General features: G+C 72.5%; 16 protein-coding genes and 1 tRNA gene. 7 read left to right on the forward strand and 10 right to left on the reverse strand.

From position 1 onward, the window contains the following. The first annotated feature begins 27 nt into the window (after nt 1-27). The gene (locus tag GA0070562_RS15285; RefSeq protein WP_372443380.1) at nt 28-720 is read left to right on the forward strand and encodes a hypothetical protein; all 693 of its coding nucleotides are present in this window, start codon (nt 28-30) and stop codon (nt 718-720) included. A gap of 17 nt (nt 721-737) precedes the next feature. Here the strand turns inward: GA0070562_RS15285 and GA0070562_RS15290 are convergent, their stop codons facing one another. The 3 genes from GA0070562_RS15290 to GA0070562_RS15300 all read right to left on the reverse strand — a co-directional run bounded on the left by GA0070562_RS15290 (nt 738) and on the right by GA0070562_RS15300 (nt 2,502). Next, the gene (locus GA0070562_RS15290) at nt 738-1,268 is read right to left on the reverse strand and encodes a DUF6036 family nucleotidyltransferase (RefSeq protein WP_091421506.1); all 531 of its coding nucleotides are present in this window, start codon (nt 1,266-1,268) and stop codon (nt 738-740) included. After that, a complete protein-coding gene (locus tag GA0070562_RS15295) occupies nt 1,265-1,657 on the reverse strand; it encodes a hypothetical protein (protein ID WP_091421509.1) in 393 nt (130 codons plus the stop codon). The genes GA0070562_RS15290 and GA0070562_RS15295 overlap by 4 nt, the downstream gene beginning before the upstream one ends. 83 nt (nt 1,658-1,740) lie before the next feature. Further along, complete coding sequence (locus tag GA0070562_RS15300; RefSeq protein ID WP_091421514.1) at nt 1,741-2,502, reverse strand: GNAT family N-acetyltransferase; 762 nt, start codon at nt 2,500-2,502, stop codon at nt 1,741-1,743. Nucleotides 2,503-2,660: 158 nt separating this feature from the next. Between GA0070562_RS15300 and GA0070562_RS15305 the strand changes: the two genes are divergently transcribed. Both GA0070562_RS15305 and GA0070562_RS15310 read left to right on the forward strand, forming a co-directional pair. Then, the gene (locus GA0070562_RS15305; RefSeq protein ID WP_091421518.1) at nt 2,661-3,128 is read left to right on the forward strand and encodes an SRPBCC family protein; all 468 of its coding nucleotides are present in this window, start codon (nt 2,661-2,663) and stop codon (nt 3,126-3,128) included. A gap of 50 nt (nt 3,129-3,178) precedes the next feature. Continuing rightward, nucleotides 3,179-4,366: an FUSC family protein gene (locus tag GA0070562_RS15310; protein WP_091421521.1), complete on the forward strand. Its 1,188-nt coding sequence runs from the start codon at nt 3,179-3,181 to the stop codon at nt 4,364-4,366. 6 nt (nt 4,367-4,372) lie between these two features. Here the strand turns inward: GA0070562_RS15310 and GA0070562_RS15315 are convergent, their stop codons facing one another. After that, nucleotides 4,373-4,957, reverse strand: coding sequence for a GNAT family N-acetyltransferase (locus GA0070562_RS15315; RefSeq protein ID WP_091421524.1), 585 nt, complete (start codon nt 4,955-4,957; stop codon nt 4,373-4,375). 64 nt (nt 4,958-5,021) lie between these two features. On the opposite strand from GA0070562_RS15315, the gene GA0070562_RS15320 reads away from it, so the two are divergent. Both GA0070562_RS15320 and GA0070562_RS30265 read left to right on the forward strand, forming a co-directional pair. Next, complete coding sequence (locus GA0070562_RS15320; protein WP_091421527.1) at nt 5,022-5,456, forward strand: hypothetical protein; 435 nt, start codon at nt 5,022-5,024, stop codon at nt 5,454-5,456. Nucleotides 5,457-5,684: 228 nt separating this feature from the next. Continuing rightward, entirely contained in the window at nt 5,685-5,972 is a 288-nt protein-coding gene (locus GA0070562_RS30265; RefSeq protein ID WP_175438742.1) for a hypothetical protein, read from the forward strand. 175 nt (nt 5,973-6,147) lie between these two features. Here GA0070562_RS30265 and GA0070562_RS15330 read toward each other — a convergent pair whose 3' ends face one another. Next, nucleotides 6,148-6,654 carry a SigE family RNA polymerase sigma factor gene (locus GA0070562_RS15330; RefSeq protein WP_091421530.1) on the reverse strand — a complete coding sequence of 169 codons (507 nt, stop codon included), beginning with the start codon at nt 6,652-6,654 and terminating at the stop codon, nt 6,148-6,150. 136 nt (nt 6,655-6,790) lie between these two features. On the opposite strand from GA0070562_RS15330, the gene GA0070562_RS15335 reads away from it, so the two are divergent. Continuing rightward, nucleotides 6,791-7,582: an AAC(3) family N-acetyltransferase gene (locus GA0070562_RS15335; protein WP_091421533.1), complete on the forward strand. Its 792-nt coding sequence runs from the start codon at nt 6,791-6,793 to the stop codon at nt 7,580-7,582. Nucleotides 7,583-7,809: 227 nt separating this feature from the next. On the opposite strand, the gene GA0070562_RS15340 is transcribed toward GA0070562_RS15335, so the two are convergent. Together GA0070562_RS15340 and GA0070562_RS15345 are read right to left on the reverse strand one after the other, a co-directional pair. Next, a complete protein-coding gene (locus GA0070562_RS15340) occupies nt 7,810-8,292 on the reverse strand; it encodes a YxiG-like protein (RefSeq protein ID WP_091421536.1) in 483 nt (160 codons plus the stop codon). 319 nt (nt 8,293-8,611) lie between these two features. After that, a complete protein-coding gene (locus tag GA0070562_RS15345) occupies nt 8,612-8,929 on the reverse strand; it encodes a hypothetical protein (protein WP_225853267.1) in 318 nt (105 codons plus the stop codon). Between the two features lie 121 nt (nt 8,930-9,050). On the opposite strand from GA0070562_RS15345, the gene GA0070562_RS31030 reads away from it, so the two are divergent. After that, nucleotides 9,051-9,467, forward strand: a complete 417-nt coding sequence (locus GA0070562_RS31030) for a DUF6896 domain-containing protein (protein WP_372443381.1) — start codon at nt 9,051-9,053, stop codon at nt 9,465-9,467. A gap of 1,243 nt (nt 9,468-10,710) precedes the next feature. On the opposite strand, the gene GA0070562_RS15355 is transcribed toward GA0070562_RS31030, so the two are convergent. The 3 genes from GA0070562_RS15355 to GA0070562_RS15365 form a co-directional block, all read right to left on the reverse strand. Then, nucleotides 10,711-10,784, reverse strand: a tRNA-Ile gene (locus GA0070562_RS15355). Between the two features lie 124 nt (nt 10,785-10,908). Beyond that, a complete protein-coding gene (locus GA0070562_RS15360; protein WP_091421545.1) occupies nt 10,909-12,144 on the reverse strand; it encodes an NAD(P)/FAD-dependent oxidoreductase in 1,236 nt (411 codons plus the stop codon). After that, on the reverse strand, nt 12,137-14,272 hold the full coding sequence (locus GA0070562_RS15365) for an MMPL family transporter (RefSeq protein WP_091421548.1): 2,136 nt from the start codon (nt 14,270-14,272) through the stop codon (nt 12,137-12,139). Before GA0070562_RS15365 ends, GA0070562_RS15360 begins: the two co-directional genes overlap by 8 nt. Nucleotides 14,273-14,447 lie beyond the last annotated feature (175 nt).

The raw sequence follows: 14,447 nt of genomic DNA on the forward strand, positions 1-14,447 counted from the left end.
CGACCCGAAGGTGGCAAGATCGCGGGCGTGACGAGTGTGTCCCGCCCGCTGCCACGGCTCGTGCCGGCCGAGGCGTTCGCGGACGTCCCCGCCGACCGGCTCCTGGCGGTGCTGGAGGCGGTCACGATGGTCCTCACGCTCCCCCACCGCGCCGCCGAGCGGGTGGACGCGCTCGTGGTGCCCACCGGCCAGGGCGAGGACTGGCGCCTCACCGAGGCGATCCGCGCCTGGGAGACCGGCCCGGCACTGCGGCACCTGCTGGTGGCGAACACCGATTCGGCCGAACGGACCTACCGCCCGCTCACGCTGGACCGGTTGCGCGGGCTCGGGCTGCGCCGGACCGACGGGGTCGTGCTCCAGGCCGAGCCGGTCACCGGCACCGGACGGCAGGCCGCGTGGATCGTGGAGCAGGTGCGGGCGCTGGGCGTCGGCAGCGTCGCGGTCGTTGTCTCGCCGTACCACCTGGTCCGGGTCTACCTCACCGTGCTGCGGGCCTGCGACGACGCGGGCCTGCGGATCCCGATGGTCCCGCTGCCCGTGGCTGTCGCACCGGACGCCCCGGTGCCGGAGACCGGCGCGGCCGGGTACGACCTAGTGGCCGGCGAGGTCAGCCGGCTGCTTCGCTATCCCGGCCAGGGTTGGATCGCCACCCCGGAACGGCTGCGGGACTACCTGCGCTGGCTCTGGTCCGAGCACCGCCTTCTGCTCACCGGCGCCTGACGGTCGGCCCCTGACCTTCAGTCGGCGCCGAACACGTCGTCGAGCACAAGCCTTGCGCGGCCCGGCACCTCTTCCTCGGGAAAGATCTCGGCGCACAGATCGAGCACCTGCTCGGCACTCGTCAGCCCGAGATGATCAATGAGGAAGCGGATGTCTTCGGCGTCCCGCCGCCGAGCCGCGAGCACCTTCATGGCCAGCAGATGCTCCGGAGACGCAGCGGCGACCCGAAGGCCCGGGTGGTCGAAGACACGTGGAGCGGATGCGTCACCGCCAGGAGCGACATAGGCGCTCGCCTGTTCGTTGAGCCACCAGTGCGGAAGACCGAGTTCGTTCGCGACGGCTCGGGCCTCGTCGAGTACCACCCCGTGCGGCTGGAAGACCGCGTCGATGTCACGCGTCGACCGCCGCGCGTCGTAGGCCAAGGCCATCGCCGCACCGCCGAAGATGTAGAGGTCCGCGATCACCCCCCGCTTCGCGAGCCGGTCGCCCAACCTGCGGAAGGCGTCCTCGATCGCGGCGCGATCCAGAAGGGGATCTTCCGGCCTCATGCCACATCCAGCTCATGTGCGGAGACGTAGACGCCCCGGCGACGGAACGCCGCCGGGGCATGAACGACCGCATCCACTCGAGCGGCTCTGGTGTTGAACGGGAACCAGAACCGCCGTAGCGACCGTGTCTCGACCCACCGCGGCGCGCCGCGCCCGTCCTTCGCGCTCAGATGCTCGACCAGCGCTGCAAGGAACACGTCCCAGTGCTCGTCTCCGGTGGGTGCCGGCTCCTCCTGCAACAACCGCATGCGGGTCTCGCGCGGCTCCCAGCGGAACTCCTCCAGGAACTCCGCCACCAACCGCCAACGCCGGCTGTCGTCCGCCTGGACGAGCAACGCGCCCAGCCGCGCCACCGTCAACGGCTCGTAGCTCGCAGCATGCTTCCCCACCCAGCCGACGCTAGTACACGCAAGGGACCACGGCGGAAACGGCGCGACGACGGCGAACCACCCAGAGGCATCGGGCCGAGCGTTCACGCGTCCGGGATTCGGACCGTGAGCACCCGGGTGAGGACGCGGAAACCGGCCGCGTCGTACATCCGGCGGGCCGGGTTGCCGTCGACCACTGACAGGCCGACGGACGGCAGGCCCGCCTCCCGCGCGCCGCGCAACGCGTGGACGAGCAGCGCCCGGCCGAACCCGCGGCGCTGCGCGCGGGGCGCCACGCCCAGATTCAGGATCCAGACGCAGTCGTCGTCGGTCCACGGCACCGGCCCGGCGCACAGCACGTGCCCGGCGCTGCGGCCGTCCGGGTCGATCAGCCGGGCCGAGGCGGGGATCAGCGGCGGCACCGGCTCACCGGTGTCGAACATCGCCCGCACCTCCCGGGTGTCGCTGGGCTGCCAGCGGCCGTCCGGGTGGTCCGGGCCGTACGCCGCGTCCAGCCCTTCGGCGAGGTCGTCGTCCCAGCCGGGTGCGCCGAGCGACCAGCCCTCCGGCAGCGTCACCGGTTCGGGTACGTCGGTCAAGTAGTGCCGCATGTCCGTGGCGGCCCGGCTCAGCTTCAGCCCGTCGGCCACCAGTGCCGCCGCCAGCGACTCGTCCGGCGTCTCCAGCCGGTGCCCGGCGAGATCGCGCCGTACCTGCGCGACGAGCCGGGTGAGCGGCACCTCGGGCAGCGCCCGGACGTCGGCCGCGACCCGGGTGCCGTCGTCGTCCCGCAGCCGCAGCCGGGCCAGCGGCGTGTCGTCATCCCCGAGCAGCAGCGAGTCGTGGAGGTGCTGTCGTACCGGCATTCGCGGCAGCGTACCGGGCGCGCCCCGCTCCCGCTCCCCGTCGATCTTGGAGTCGTGGCGCCTGAATCGCCCCTCTCGGCCGCATTCGTTCACTGCCGCAACTCCAAGATCGACGAGGAGCACCCGCGGGCGGGAGGGCGCGGGCCTAGGGTTGGGGGGTGAGCAGGATCGATCGGGGCAGCAGGACGATCGGCGCCACTCCGGCGGCGGTCTATGACGCGCTCGTCGACCGGGGCGCCCTGGAGGCGTGGTTGCCGCCGGACGGGATGCGCGGGCGGATCGAGCGCTGGGATCCGCGCCCCGGTGGTGGGTTCCGGATGGTGCTCACCTATCTCGACCCGACCGGCAACCCCGGCAAGACGTCGGACGCCACCGACGTGGTCGACGTCGGGTTCGCCGAACTCGTACCGGCGCACCGGGTCGTGCAGACGGCCGTGTTCCAGTCCGACGACCCGGCGTACGCGGGCACCATGACCATGACCTGGCAGCTCGCCGCAGTCGGCGACGGCACCGCTGTGACAGTCAGCGCCACCGGCGTGCCGCCGGGCATCGACCAGGCGGTGCACGAGGAGGGCATCGCGTCCTCGCTGGCGCACCTGGCCGCGTACCTCGAACCAGGCGGCTGACCACGACGGACGCCGGGATTGCCGGCGGTTTTTGCGGGTAGCCGCCGACGGTGGCCGGGCAACGGGAGGGTCGCGGCGGCCGGCGGGGGTCGTCGCGGCGCGCCGGCCTGGACGCGGAACGGTTCGACGAGGCGTGGGAGCGCGTGAACGAGCGCGGCCGCGCCGCCGGCCGGGACCGGATGCAACAGCTGCGGATCAAGTCCGTACTCGCCGTGCAGGCCGGTCTGGCGGCGGCGCTGGCCTGGGCCGTCGCGCGCTGGCTCACCGGCATGCCGAGCCCGATCTTCGCCCCGGCCGCCGCGGTCGCGGTCATCACCTCGTCCTTCGGGCGACGCCTCTCCAACACGGTCGAACTGCTCGCCGGGGTGACGCTCGGCATCATCGTGTCGGATCTGCTGATCGGCGCCGTCGGCGCCGGCGTGTGGCAGACCGGCGTGATCGTCACGGCGTCCGTGCTGGTCGCGCTGGCATTGAGTACGCGGGGCGGGATCGTGGGCAACGCCAGCGGTACGGCGGTGCTGCTCGGCGCGCTCTCCTCCTCCCGGCACACGCTGGAGTTCCCCCGCTTCGTCGACGCGCTGATCGGCGGCGGCGTGGGACTGGTGGTGACGTTGCTGCTGGTGCCGATCAACCCGCTGCGCGTCGTGCGGCGGGTGGCCGCGCCGACGCTGCGGCAGCTCGCCGGCCAGCTCGCGGCGACCGCTGCCGCGCTGCGGCGACGTGACCACGACCTGGCCGACCGGGCGCTGAGCCGGTCGCAGGCGATCGGCGCGGACCTGGGCCGGTTCTGGGACGTCTTCGGCGGCGCGAAGGAGACGGTCGACCTCGCCCCGGCGCGCTGGCCGAGGCGGCGTTCGGTCCGGCACTACCAGCTCGGCGCGCCGGACGTAGACCAGGCGGTCTGGAACACCCGCGTGCTGGCCCGGCGGGCCGTCGTGCTGATCGAGGACGGGGAGCCGATCCCGGAGAGCCTGCCCGACGCCGTGGAGGCGCTCAGTGAGGCAGTGAACGCCGTACAGGAGGAGGTTCTCGCGGACCAGGGCCCGGAGGACGCCCGCCGGCACGCGCTGCGTGCGGTGGCGGCGGCGACGCGCGCGGAGCTGGCCGGGACCGGGCTGTCCGGCACGGTGATCGTGGGGCAGGTCCGGACCGCCGCGAGCGACATCATGCAGGCGACCGGGATGGACCGGGAGGAGGCGCTGCGGCGCATCCGGGACGTGGCCGCCGCGCAGTCGTGACCCGGTTCAGTCGTCCCCGCGGACGCGGGCGTGCAGGTGCATGTCGTGCCGCCCGTCGTCGTGCACGGCCGCGCTGCGCTTGGTGCCCTCCAGCCGGAACCCGGCCTTGACCGCCACCCGGCACGACGCGACGTTGCCGGTCGAGTGGTCCAGCCAGAGCCGGTGCAGCCGGCCGTCGCCGAGCGCCCACGCGCTCAGCGCCCGCAACGCGCCGGATGCCACGCCGGCGCCGCGGGCGGCCGGAACCACCCAGTACGCGCACCCGGCCTCGCCGTCGTCGAGGTTCACCCCGCCCAGCACCATGCGGCCCACCACCTCGCCGTCGCGGGTCACCGCCCAGCTCGCGCCCGTCGCCTGCCGCCAGGCACGGCGGAAGTGCGCGAACCATTCCCGCACCTGCTTCTCCGACGCGGGCCGGCGGGTGTGCCAGCGGCGGATCTCCGGATCCTGGTACGCGGCCAGCACAGCCGGTGCGTCCTCGTCCGCCCAGGGGCGCAGGACCAGACCGTCGGCCGCGAACAGCGTGGGTTGCGGGCCGGTGGTGAGCGTGCCGGCGGGAACGGCGGGCGGTGTGGACGCCGGAAAGCGCATCCCCGACTGTCCATCGCCACCCGCCCTTGGTGTCAAGTGACCTGGTGTCGCTAGTGTGCGAGCCATGGCGGTGACCGCGACGGGCGTCTTCCGGCGTACGCCACGGGAACGGGCCGACCAGCGACTCGCGTGGGAGCGCGCCGACCAGCCGTTCTTCGCCGCCGGGGCCTGCCACATCCTGGCCTGGGTGTGCCGGGACACCTACCCCGACCGGCCGATCGGCCTCGCGGGGTTGCGGTTCGCGGGCGAGCGCCAGGTCTTCCACGTGTACGCGACCTGGGCAGGCTGGGCGTTCGACCACGCCGGATGGAACCCGGAGGCGGATCTGCTCGCCGCCAACCGGGAGTTCGAAAGGCGTCCACTGGACCGGATCACGATCGTCGACGACCTGGCCGCGTTCTGCGAGTCCCAGCGTCACCGCATGCCGCACCGGTACTGGGGTGATCCGCTCCCCCGCGCCCGCGACTACGTGAACCGGCATGCCCCGCCGTGGGAGTGACGCCGTCCCCGCCGGGATCCCGGTCGGCCGGCGCACCCGGCCCGGGATCTGTACGGCGTGCCGGATCCGGCTGACCGTCCGCGATGTGCGCGGGAGGGCTGGGCCGGTGAGTCCAGCCCTCGTACCGGCGGGCCGGTGCGCGTCGATCAACGCCTGACGGGACTCGGCGGCGGGCCGGCGGGGTCGTCCGACCGCGTGTCCGGCGGAGCCGGGACCGGACTGGCCGGCATGCTCGGGTCCGCCGGGTCCGCCGGGTCCGCCGGGTCCGCCGGGACAGGCGACGCCACGCCCGGCGGGGCCGGAACGGGCGACGGCGTACCCGGTGCCGCCGGGACCGGCGACGCCACGCCCGGCGGTGCCGGGACCGCACTGTCCGGCCTGGTCGGGTCCTCCGGGCTGATCGGCACGGGCGACGCCACGGCCGGCGGGGCCGGAACGGGCTCGCTCCGGTCCGGCTGGGGGACGCTCGTGCCCGGCTGCGGCGAGATCACTGTGTCCTCGCCCCGGCTGGCGTAGGCGAACGGCGCCCCGATCACGAGCACCGCCAGGATGCCCGCCGCGCCCGCCGCCACCGTGTTGCGTCGACGGCTGCGCGCACGCCGTTCCGCCCTGGTCAATGAGTCCCGCACAGTCGGTGCCTCCTCGGCTATGTCGGTGAGGGTGGAGCGGAGCAGACCTTCGAACGGATCACTCATCGCTGCATCTCCAGAAGCTCGCTGTCCGGCAGGATCTGACGCAGTCGGGTGACCGCGCGGTGGGTCCGGCTGCGCACCGTGCCGACCGAGCAGCCCAGCAGTTCGGCGACCTGGGCCTCCGGCAGGTCCTCGTAGTAGCGCAGGACCACGACGGTGCGCTGCGCCGGTGGCAGTTGCCACAGCGCCGCCCGCAACGCCAGCCGCAGATCCGTACCGCCGGCCGGGTCGGCCACCACCGGCTCGTGCACGCCGACCGGTGACTCCCGACGACGACGCAACCGCCGCCACCAGCTCACCTGCTCCCGGTACATGACGGCACGCAGGTAGCCCTCCGGGTCGGCGTGCCGAATGCTCCGCCACTTCGGAATGATCTTCGACAGCGCCGACTGGAACAGATCCTCGGCGCTGCTTCGATCACCGGTGAGCAGGTAGGCGACCCGTATCAGCGCCGGCGCACGGCTCGCCACGAACTCGGCCAGCACCGCCCGCTCGTCCTCGTCCACCGCACCACCCTCGTCTCCTCGTTCACCAGTGACAGACGCGCGGGGACGCCGCCGCTATCCCGAGATCGGCGAATCGGTTTCCGCGGGCGCGGGCACAGTCCCCGGTGCAGGCTCGGCCCCGCCTACACTGCGCCGCGTGGACCAGGCCGCACCGCACACCGTCAGCTCGCTCGCGTACGACCTGCGGGTGCTCGGCATCGTCCCGGGTGACGTCCTGCTGCTGCACTCGTCGTACCGGAGTCTCGGGTTCGTCGCCGGTGGCACCGAGGCGGTGGTCCGGGCGCTGCTCGACGCGCTCGGACCGGAGGGCACCCTCGTCGTGCCGACGCACACGCCGGACAACACGGACCCGGCCGGGTGGCGGCATCCGCCCGTACCCGAGGCGTGGTGGCCAGTCATCCGCGAACAGACGCCCGGCTTCGACCCGGCCCGCACGCCGAGCCGGTGGATGGGCGCGGTCGCCGAGACGGTACGCACCTGGCCGGGCGCCCGCCGCAGCAATCACCCGCAGGTGTCCTTCGCCGCGCTCGGCGCGCACGCCGCCGACATCGTCGAGGGCCACCGACTCGACGACGCGCTGGGCGAGCACTCCCCGCTGGGCGCCGTGTACCGGCTCGACGGCAAGGTGCTGCTGCTCGGCTGCGACCACAGCTCCAACACCTCGCTGCACCTGGCGGAATGGCGGCAGGCGGCGGCGCCGCGGGCGGTGACGGGCTCGGCGGTACGGCTGCCGGACGGAACGAGCCGGTGGAGCACGTGGACCGACGTCGTCACCGACGAGGACGACTTCCACCAGCTGGGCGCCGACTTCGAGGCGACAGGCGCCACGACGACCGGCCGGGTGGGCGGCGCGACGGCCCGGCTGATGCGCCAACGCGCCCTGGTCGACTTCGCCACCGCCTGGATGGCCGCAAACCGCGAGCAGTGACCGCCCCACCGCGACGGAGCGCTTGTTCAGTCCGGCTTGGGAGCGAAGGGGGTTACGGCGGGGTTGGCGTAGATCCCACTCCGCCGGGCAGAGGTGGGTCCACGCGGCTCCCGTCACCGATCTCCGATCGGGCAGCTCATTGCCCAGGCCGGCGAGCGGTTCTCGACCTGCCGGACGTAGCGCTCGAAGACGACCATCTCGCGGACGCCACGCCACGCCGAATACGTCTAGCCGTCCTGGTCGACAGCGAACGGACGGTACCCCGGCGGCGGTTCACCGACCTGTAGGTCCGAGAACAGCAGCGTGAGGTCGTGGGTATTGGTCTCGATCCGCACCTCGTGGAATTCAAGCCCGATCGCCTCAGCCCAGCGCTGAGCCGCCGGCGACTCCTCCACGATCCGGGCACCCGGATAGAGCGACTGCCACTTCACGCCCCAGACATAGCCTTCCAGGTCGACTCCGGTCCGGTGGTCGGTCAGGCGGTCGTCGAGCGACTCGCGCCACGTCGACGGCGCCACTGAGGTCCGACAGCGCGCCTCGACGCAGTACCGGAACAGGTAACGCAGATACTTCGGCGCCACCCCGGTGCGAGGATCCGCAGTCACGTAGACGATGGCCTCGTAGTCCCGCATGTAATCGGTGAACCCGTGGTAGACGAGCGCCTGGTCGAACATTTCGTCGAGGGCACGACCGAGCACCAATGGGTCCACGGCGTAGTTCTACACCGTCGGGGACGGTCGGTTCCTGCCGAGCCCGTGCGCGAAGGCGATCGAATGGGCTGCGCTCGTGCGGCGACCCGCTGACGCGCCGTCCAGCCTGAGCGCTCGGGCTCGCCGCTTCCTAGCGGTCCCTTGGGTTCGGCTCGAAGTGCCCGCTGTCAGCAACCGGCGCGAACAGTGGGAAGCCGACGGCATCGCGCCGGAAGCGTAGACCGGGCGGAGAGCTGTCAGGCTTGCCGTACTCCTTTCTGATCGGGGCCGGACGGAAGGGGCAGAGACCGTCCACACTCTCCGGCGACGCGGTTGCCGCCTACTGCCGGCGCTCAGGAGCGGGGATCTCCCGCGGCGGGCCCGGCTCGGCCCGGCACCAACCGCCTCGGAACTCGACTCCGGGGACTCCCTCGATCAGGCGGCTGATGTCGACCATCGCCCCGAGTGAGTCGGCGACGCTGCCGCGCAGTTCTCCGACCGCCGATTCGAGGTCGTCGTCTTCCGTCGACCAGTCGACATCCGCGTCCCGCAGCTCGGCGACTGCGCGATCGGTGAGAGCCTCCGCGTTGGTGACCAGGACGTCGACTCTGCAGTACAGGTGCAGAGCGAGCGGCGCCGACACGTGCAGGTTCTCCATTCGATCAGCATGCCGAAGCAAGCACGAGTTAGGAAGAGCGCACCCGACGGGCCGTGCTGCCTGGCCCTGGCGTCCGTGCCGACGGGCACGCTACGGGCTGACAGACGGGAATACTGATCAGGTGGACGATCCCGCTGAGTCAGCGATCGAAGGAGTCCGAGGCTACGCAGCCGCTCTGAAGCGCATTCGGTCGCGTTTGCTCGACGCGTACGCGGATCTCGGATGCGTCTCGGATCTGATGGCGGCAGTGAGGCATACGCGAACGATGCCTCGGGAGGGCACGTCGAGCACGGGTATCGAGTACTCCGTCCATGGGGCCGGCTGCCGGATGACGGATCAGCATGGCCAGGAGGTCGACGTCGACCTGGTCGACGGCGCCGAGGCCTTCGACGCCTGGCGGATCACGCGCTTCCTGGACGGGAAGTCGGGCGCGCGCCCCTCGGTCGAGGAGTTGCGTACGGCATGCGTCCACCTGTCCGAGCTGGGCGAACTGCGAGAGATACGGGCCGGCCGCTGGTACGCCCTGCCCGATCACTGATTCGACCGCTTCCATCCAGCCCGTCCGCGGGAGAGCCGGCTACCTACCGCGCGCCTTCCGCCGAGCTGACAGCTCCCACCGAAGCCGCCTCACGTCTTCGGGAGGGGCGTCCGGGAACGGCGGCACTGCCGCAGCGATCTTCTCCACCGCCTCCTCGCCGATCGCCTGACTGATGGCATCCCACAGGCCCCTTCGCGCCCGAGACGCTTGAGGACCGATCAGTCACTCGGTGATGTGCCGTCACGCTCCCGCAAGATCGCGAGATGGGATACGACGTGACGGTACGACGGTTCGGGCTCTGCGTGGCGGTCGCGCGACGCTGCTCACCGTCGGCGTGTGGCCGCGCCGCTCGATCAAGCCCACGCTCTCGAATGCGGATGGGCTCGTGAAGGTGGCGAGCGACACGGGCGACCTGGAGAGCGCGGTCGACAAGCTCGAGCCGACCTGCGGCAGGTACTGGTAGCTCGGCTGAGCAGGGCGTCTCGCGTGGCAGGGCGGGCGGCATCGAACGCATCCCGCCTTTCGGTACGGTGACGCTTCACGGGTCGCGCCCTAACCGACGAAGGCCTCGCCGTCCAGGAGGTGACGCGCGTGCGATGGACCAGCCGCATGTTGTGGTGGCCGCTCAGCGTCTGCCTGATGGTGACGCCAGCAGCCTGTACGTCCTCAAGTGGTTCCGGCCAGGGTGAGGCCCGACCACCCGCACCAACTGCATCTCTGGGTACTGACCCGAGCGCGTCCCCGTCAACTGACGTGAGCGCCAGGCAGGAGTCATGCACTGTATCGATCGATGCGATGCAGGAACCGCCGGCGGGTTATCGGCTCGTGGGAGAGGACGTCGCGGTACCTGACCGGCCGGTGCTTCAAGCAGAGGAATCGGGGCAACCGGACCCGGCAGCCCGGCTGTTCGCCAAATGGGGATTGGTCGTACGCGGCGGCGCAGTGGTCGATCTTCGGGTGGCATCCGGCTGGGAGGACAGGGCGCGTCTCGGATGGGGCTCGTCAGTGGTGCCAGCCGTGCGCGCCCGTGTGCGCGCCTGCGCACCTGTCGACGACCAATCTCAGTGGCTGGCCTTCGTCGGCGGCACGTGGGTTGCGCGGGCAACCTGCCTACCGCTCACAATTCGGTCGCGGGGGCAGACGGCGCAAGTACAGCTAGGTATCGGTGTCCCGTGCGACGGAACCGACCCGCCAAGTTCCCAGGAAGGCGCCGCCGGCATGGCCGAGCACGGAAAACGGGTAGTGGGGCGGGCGGGGTTCGAACCCGCGACCGAGGGATTATGAGTCCCCTGCTCTAACCGGCTGAGCTACCGCCCCGTGACCGCGCCGGATCGTAACCCGCCGATCGTTGCGCGGACCACCACCTACCGGGCGGAAACACGGCCGCGACAGCACGATGGGCAACGCGAGGATAACAACGCGCAACCCGTCGACGAACGGCTCACGCGCGCCGCAACTCCGCGAGGACCGCGCCGACCGCACGCCACCCGCTGGCGAGCGCCCCCTGGATGGACGGGCTGTCCCGGTGGTCCCCGGCCACGTACAGGCCGTCGCCGAGCGCCACCGGCTTGCGCAGCCGGCCCTGGGGCGGCGGTGCGGCGGGCAGCGCGTCCGGCACGGCGACTGTGGTGAGGTGGGTCCAGTCGGCGGTGGAGCGGCCGTAGAGGCGGTCCAGTTCGCGCCGGATCACCGGTTCGGGCGGGGCCTGCGGGCCGACCACGGAGGTGGCGATCAGGTGCTCGCCGTCCGGCGCGTACGTGGGCGCGGCCCGGCTCACCACCACCGTGTTGGCGACGAGTTCGCGCCGGTCGCCGTCGAGCAGCAGGATCGGCTCGTCCAGCGGCGCCGTGTCGGTGCGGTGGTAGTAGGTCGTGTACGCGTGCATGCGTACCCGTGGCAGCCCCGGCAACAGAGTGGCCGCCGCGGGCGGGTCCACCGCGACCACGACGGCGCGGCAGGTGATCTCGCCGGACGGGGTGCGGACCCGGCCGGGCGCGACCTGGGTGACCGGGGTGTTCAGCTCGATCAGCTCGGCGGGCAGCGGCGCGGCGAGCGCCCGCGGCAGCGCCGCCATGCCGTCCGCCGGCAGGCCGATCCGGCCGCGGGCGAAGGAGCGCATGACGACGGCGAGGACGTGGCTGGAGGTGGCCAGTTCGCGGTCGAGCAGCACGCCGGACAGGAACGGCCGGAGCAGTTCCTCGATGATCGCGTCGGAGAGCCCGGCCCGGCGCAGCGCCTTCTCGGCGCTGGTCTCGGGCGTGTCCAGCAGCCGCCCGACCGGCACTGTGGCGTAGCCGGCGGCGAGCGCGGCGAACCGCAGCCGGTCGGTCAGCGACCCGATGCCCGCGGTGAGCGTGCCGGGCGCTCCGGTGGGTTCGCGCAGCGGGTTGACGAGGCGTTCCAGCCGGTCGCCGCGACGGACCAGCACCCCGGAGGTGAACCAGCCCAGGTCGAGCGCGCCGAGGTCGACCAGGCCGGTGAGCCGCGGGTACGCGGTGTTGAGCACCTGGAAGCCCCGGTCCAGCAGGAACCCGTCGACGCGGTCGGTGGCGACCCGCCCGCCGAGCCGGTCGCCCGCCTCCAGCAGCCGCCACGGCACGCCGGCGCGGTGCAGCCGCCGGGCGGCGGCGAGACCGGCCAGGCCGCCGCCGACGACCACCACGTCGGTGTCAGGCACGGTCCACCCCCGCCCCGGCCCGGTCGCCCTCGCGGTGCGACCGCGACAACCGGCCCGGCCACCAGACCTTCGGCCCGATGTCGTACGCGAGCGCGGGCACCAGCAGCGAGCGGACCACGATGGTGTCGAGCAGTACGCCGACGGCGACCGCCACGCCCAGCTCGACGAGCACCACGAGCGGCAGGACGGCGAGCGCGGAGAACGTGGCGGCGAGCACGATGCCGGCGGAGGTGATCACGCCGCCGGTGACGGCCAGCCCGGCGAGCACACCGGCGCGGGTGCCCCGGCGGACCGACTCCTCCCGGACCCGGCTCATCAGGAAGATGTTGTAGTCGATGCCGAGCGCGACCAGGAAGACGAACGCGAACAGCGGGAAGGACTGGTCGACGCCGGGGAAGTCGAAGACGTACCGGAACAGCAGCGCGCACAGGCCCAGCGTGGCCAGGAACGACAGCACCACAGTGGCGATCAGCAGCACCGGTGCGACGAGGGCGCGCAGCAGCAGGGCCAGGATGACCGCGATGACCAGCAGCACCACCGGGATGATGACGTCGCGGTCGCGTACCGAGGCGTCGGCGGTGTCCACGTTGATCGCGGTGAAGCCGCCGACCACGGCGTCGGCGCCGGGTACCCGGTGCACGGTCTCGCGCAGGTCGCGGATGGTCCGCTCGGCGCCGTTGCTGTCCGGCGGGTCGGCGAGCGTGACGTCGAGCTGGACCCGCCCGTCGACCACCTTGGGGGGCGAGTCCGGGTCGGGCGGCGCGTCCTCGCCCCGCTGGCCGAGCGGCAGCACCGAGGCGACCCCGGGCACGCCCTGCGCCACCTGGGCGACCTGCCGCGCGGTGGCCTGGGTGGTGAAGATGGTGGCGGGGCTGCCGGTGCCGGCCGGGAAGTGCCTGTCGATGACCTCCTGCCCGGCCACCGAGTCGGTGCGCTGGGTGAACAGCTGGGACTGGCCGAGCGTGGTGGCGCCGAGCTGGGTCACCCCGATCGCGAGGGCGGCGAGCACCACTGCGGTGACGACCCAGACGGTACGCGCGCGCCGGGCCACGAAGCCGGCGATCCGCCCCCAGATGCCGTGTTCGGTGCGCGGGTCGGCCTGGTCGTACCGGGGTCGCCGGGGCCAGAACGCCCAGCGGCCGCCGAGGACCAGCAACGCGGGCAGGAAGGTGAGCATCACCAGCAGCGTGGCGGCGATGCCGACGGCGCTGACCGGGCCGAGCGCCCGGTTGGAGTTGAGGCTGGACAGCAGCAGGCAGAGCAGGCTGACGATGACTGTGGCGCCGGAGGCGATGACGGCCGGTGCGGCGCCCTTCCAGGCGGTCCGCATCGCGTCCCAGGGGCGCTCGTGCCGGTGCAGCTCTTCCCGGTAGCGGGCGATGAGCAGCAGCGCGTAGTCGGTGCCGGCGCCGAGGACGAGCACGGTGAGGATGCCCTGCGCCTGCCCGTTGAGCTTGACGATGTCGTGGTCGGCGAGCAGGTAGACGAAGACGGCGGCGAGCGAGTACGACATCCCGGCGGCCAGTAGCGGGAAGATCCAGAGAACCGGGCTGCGGTAGACGACGAGCAGGATGACCAGCACCACTGTGAGCGTGACCAGCAGCAGCGGCCCGTCGATCGCGCTGAACACCTCGATCAGGTCGCCGAGCAGCCCGGCGGGTCCGGCCACGTCGACGGTGAGTCCGTCGCGGTCCGGGCCGGCGATGTCGCGCAGGCGTTCCACAACGGACCGGACCTGTTCGCCCTCGGCGCTGTCGATCGGCACGATCACCTGGGCGGCCTGCTCGTCCTGGCTGACGACCGGTGGCGGCAGCGGGCCGACCACGCCCGGCACCTCGGCGAAGCGGGCCGCGTCGGCCTGGATGCGCTGCTGGTCGGCCGGGGTGAGGCCGCCGGGGCGTTCGTAGACCACGAGGGCCGGGGTGGTCTCCCGGTCGACGAATCCGGCGGCGAGGTCCTGCGCCCGGGTGGCCTCGGCGTCGGCTGGCAGGAAGGAGGCGTTGTCGTTGGTGGAGACCTCGCCGAGCTTGCCGGAGTAGGGGCCGGCGATGCCGCCGACGACCAGCCAGCCGAGCACCACCGCCACCGCGATCAGCGTCGCGGTCCAGCGGCTGCGTCCTGCGGCCATCTCCACCGTCCTCGAATCGACGCATCAATCGACGCAGCGGGAGTCTAGGTCGACGCCGACCATCCTGCCGGGCGAACGGTGACTCGCGGGCGGAAACCAGGCAGCCGGAGCACATACCGGGGCACGGGAACGACGAACGCCCGCCGGCGATGCCGACGGGCGTGAACGCGTAGTG

The sequence above is a fragment of the Micromonospora tulbaghiae genome (genome assembly GCF_900091605.1).
GTDB classification, from domain to species: Bacteria; Actinomycetota; Actinomycetes; order Mycobacteriales; family Micromonosporaceae; genus Micromonospora; species Micromonospora tulbaghiae.

What these genes read in the sequence shown, in the direction of transcription:
- GA0070562_RS15315 (WP_091421524.1), bottom strand. Translation starts at nt 4,957, where the DNA reads ATGCGCTTTCCGGCGTCCACACCGCCCGCCGTTCCCGCCGGCACGCTC.
- GA0070562_RS15365 (WP_091421548.1), bottom strand. Translation starts at nt 14,272, where the DNA reads ATGGCCGCAGGACGCAGCCGCTGGACCGCGACGCTGATCGCGGTGGCG.
- GA0070562_RS15345 (WP_225853267.1), bottom strand. Translation starts at nt 8,929, where the DNA reads ATGGAGAACCTGCACGTGTCGGCGCCGCTCGCTCTGCACCTGTACTGC.
- GA0070562_RS15300 (WP_091421514.1), bottom strand. Translation starts at nt 2,502, where the DNA reads ATGCCGGTACGACAGCACCTCCACGACTCGCTGCTGCTCGGGGATGAC.
- GA0070562_RS15290 (WP_091421506.1), bottom strand. Translation starts at nt 1,268, where the DNA reads ATGAGGCCGGAAGATCCCCTTCTGGATCGCGCCGCGATCGAGGACGCC.
- GA0070562_RS15320 (WP_091421527.1), top strand. Translation starts at nt 5,022, where the DNA reads ATGGCGGTGACCGCGACGGGCGTCTTCCGGCGTACGCCACGGGAACGG.
- GA0070562_RS30265 (WP_175438742.1), top strand. Translation starts at nt 5,685, where the DNA reads ATGCTCGGGTCCGCCGGGTCCGCCGGGTCCGCCGGGTCCGCCGGGACA.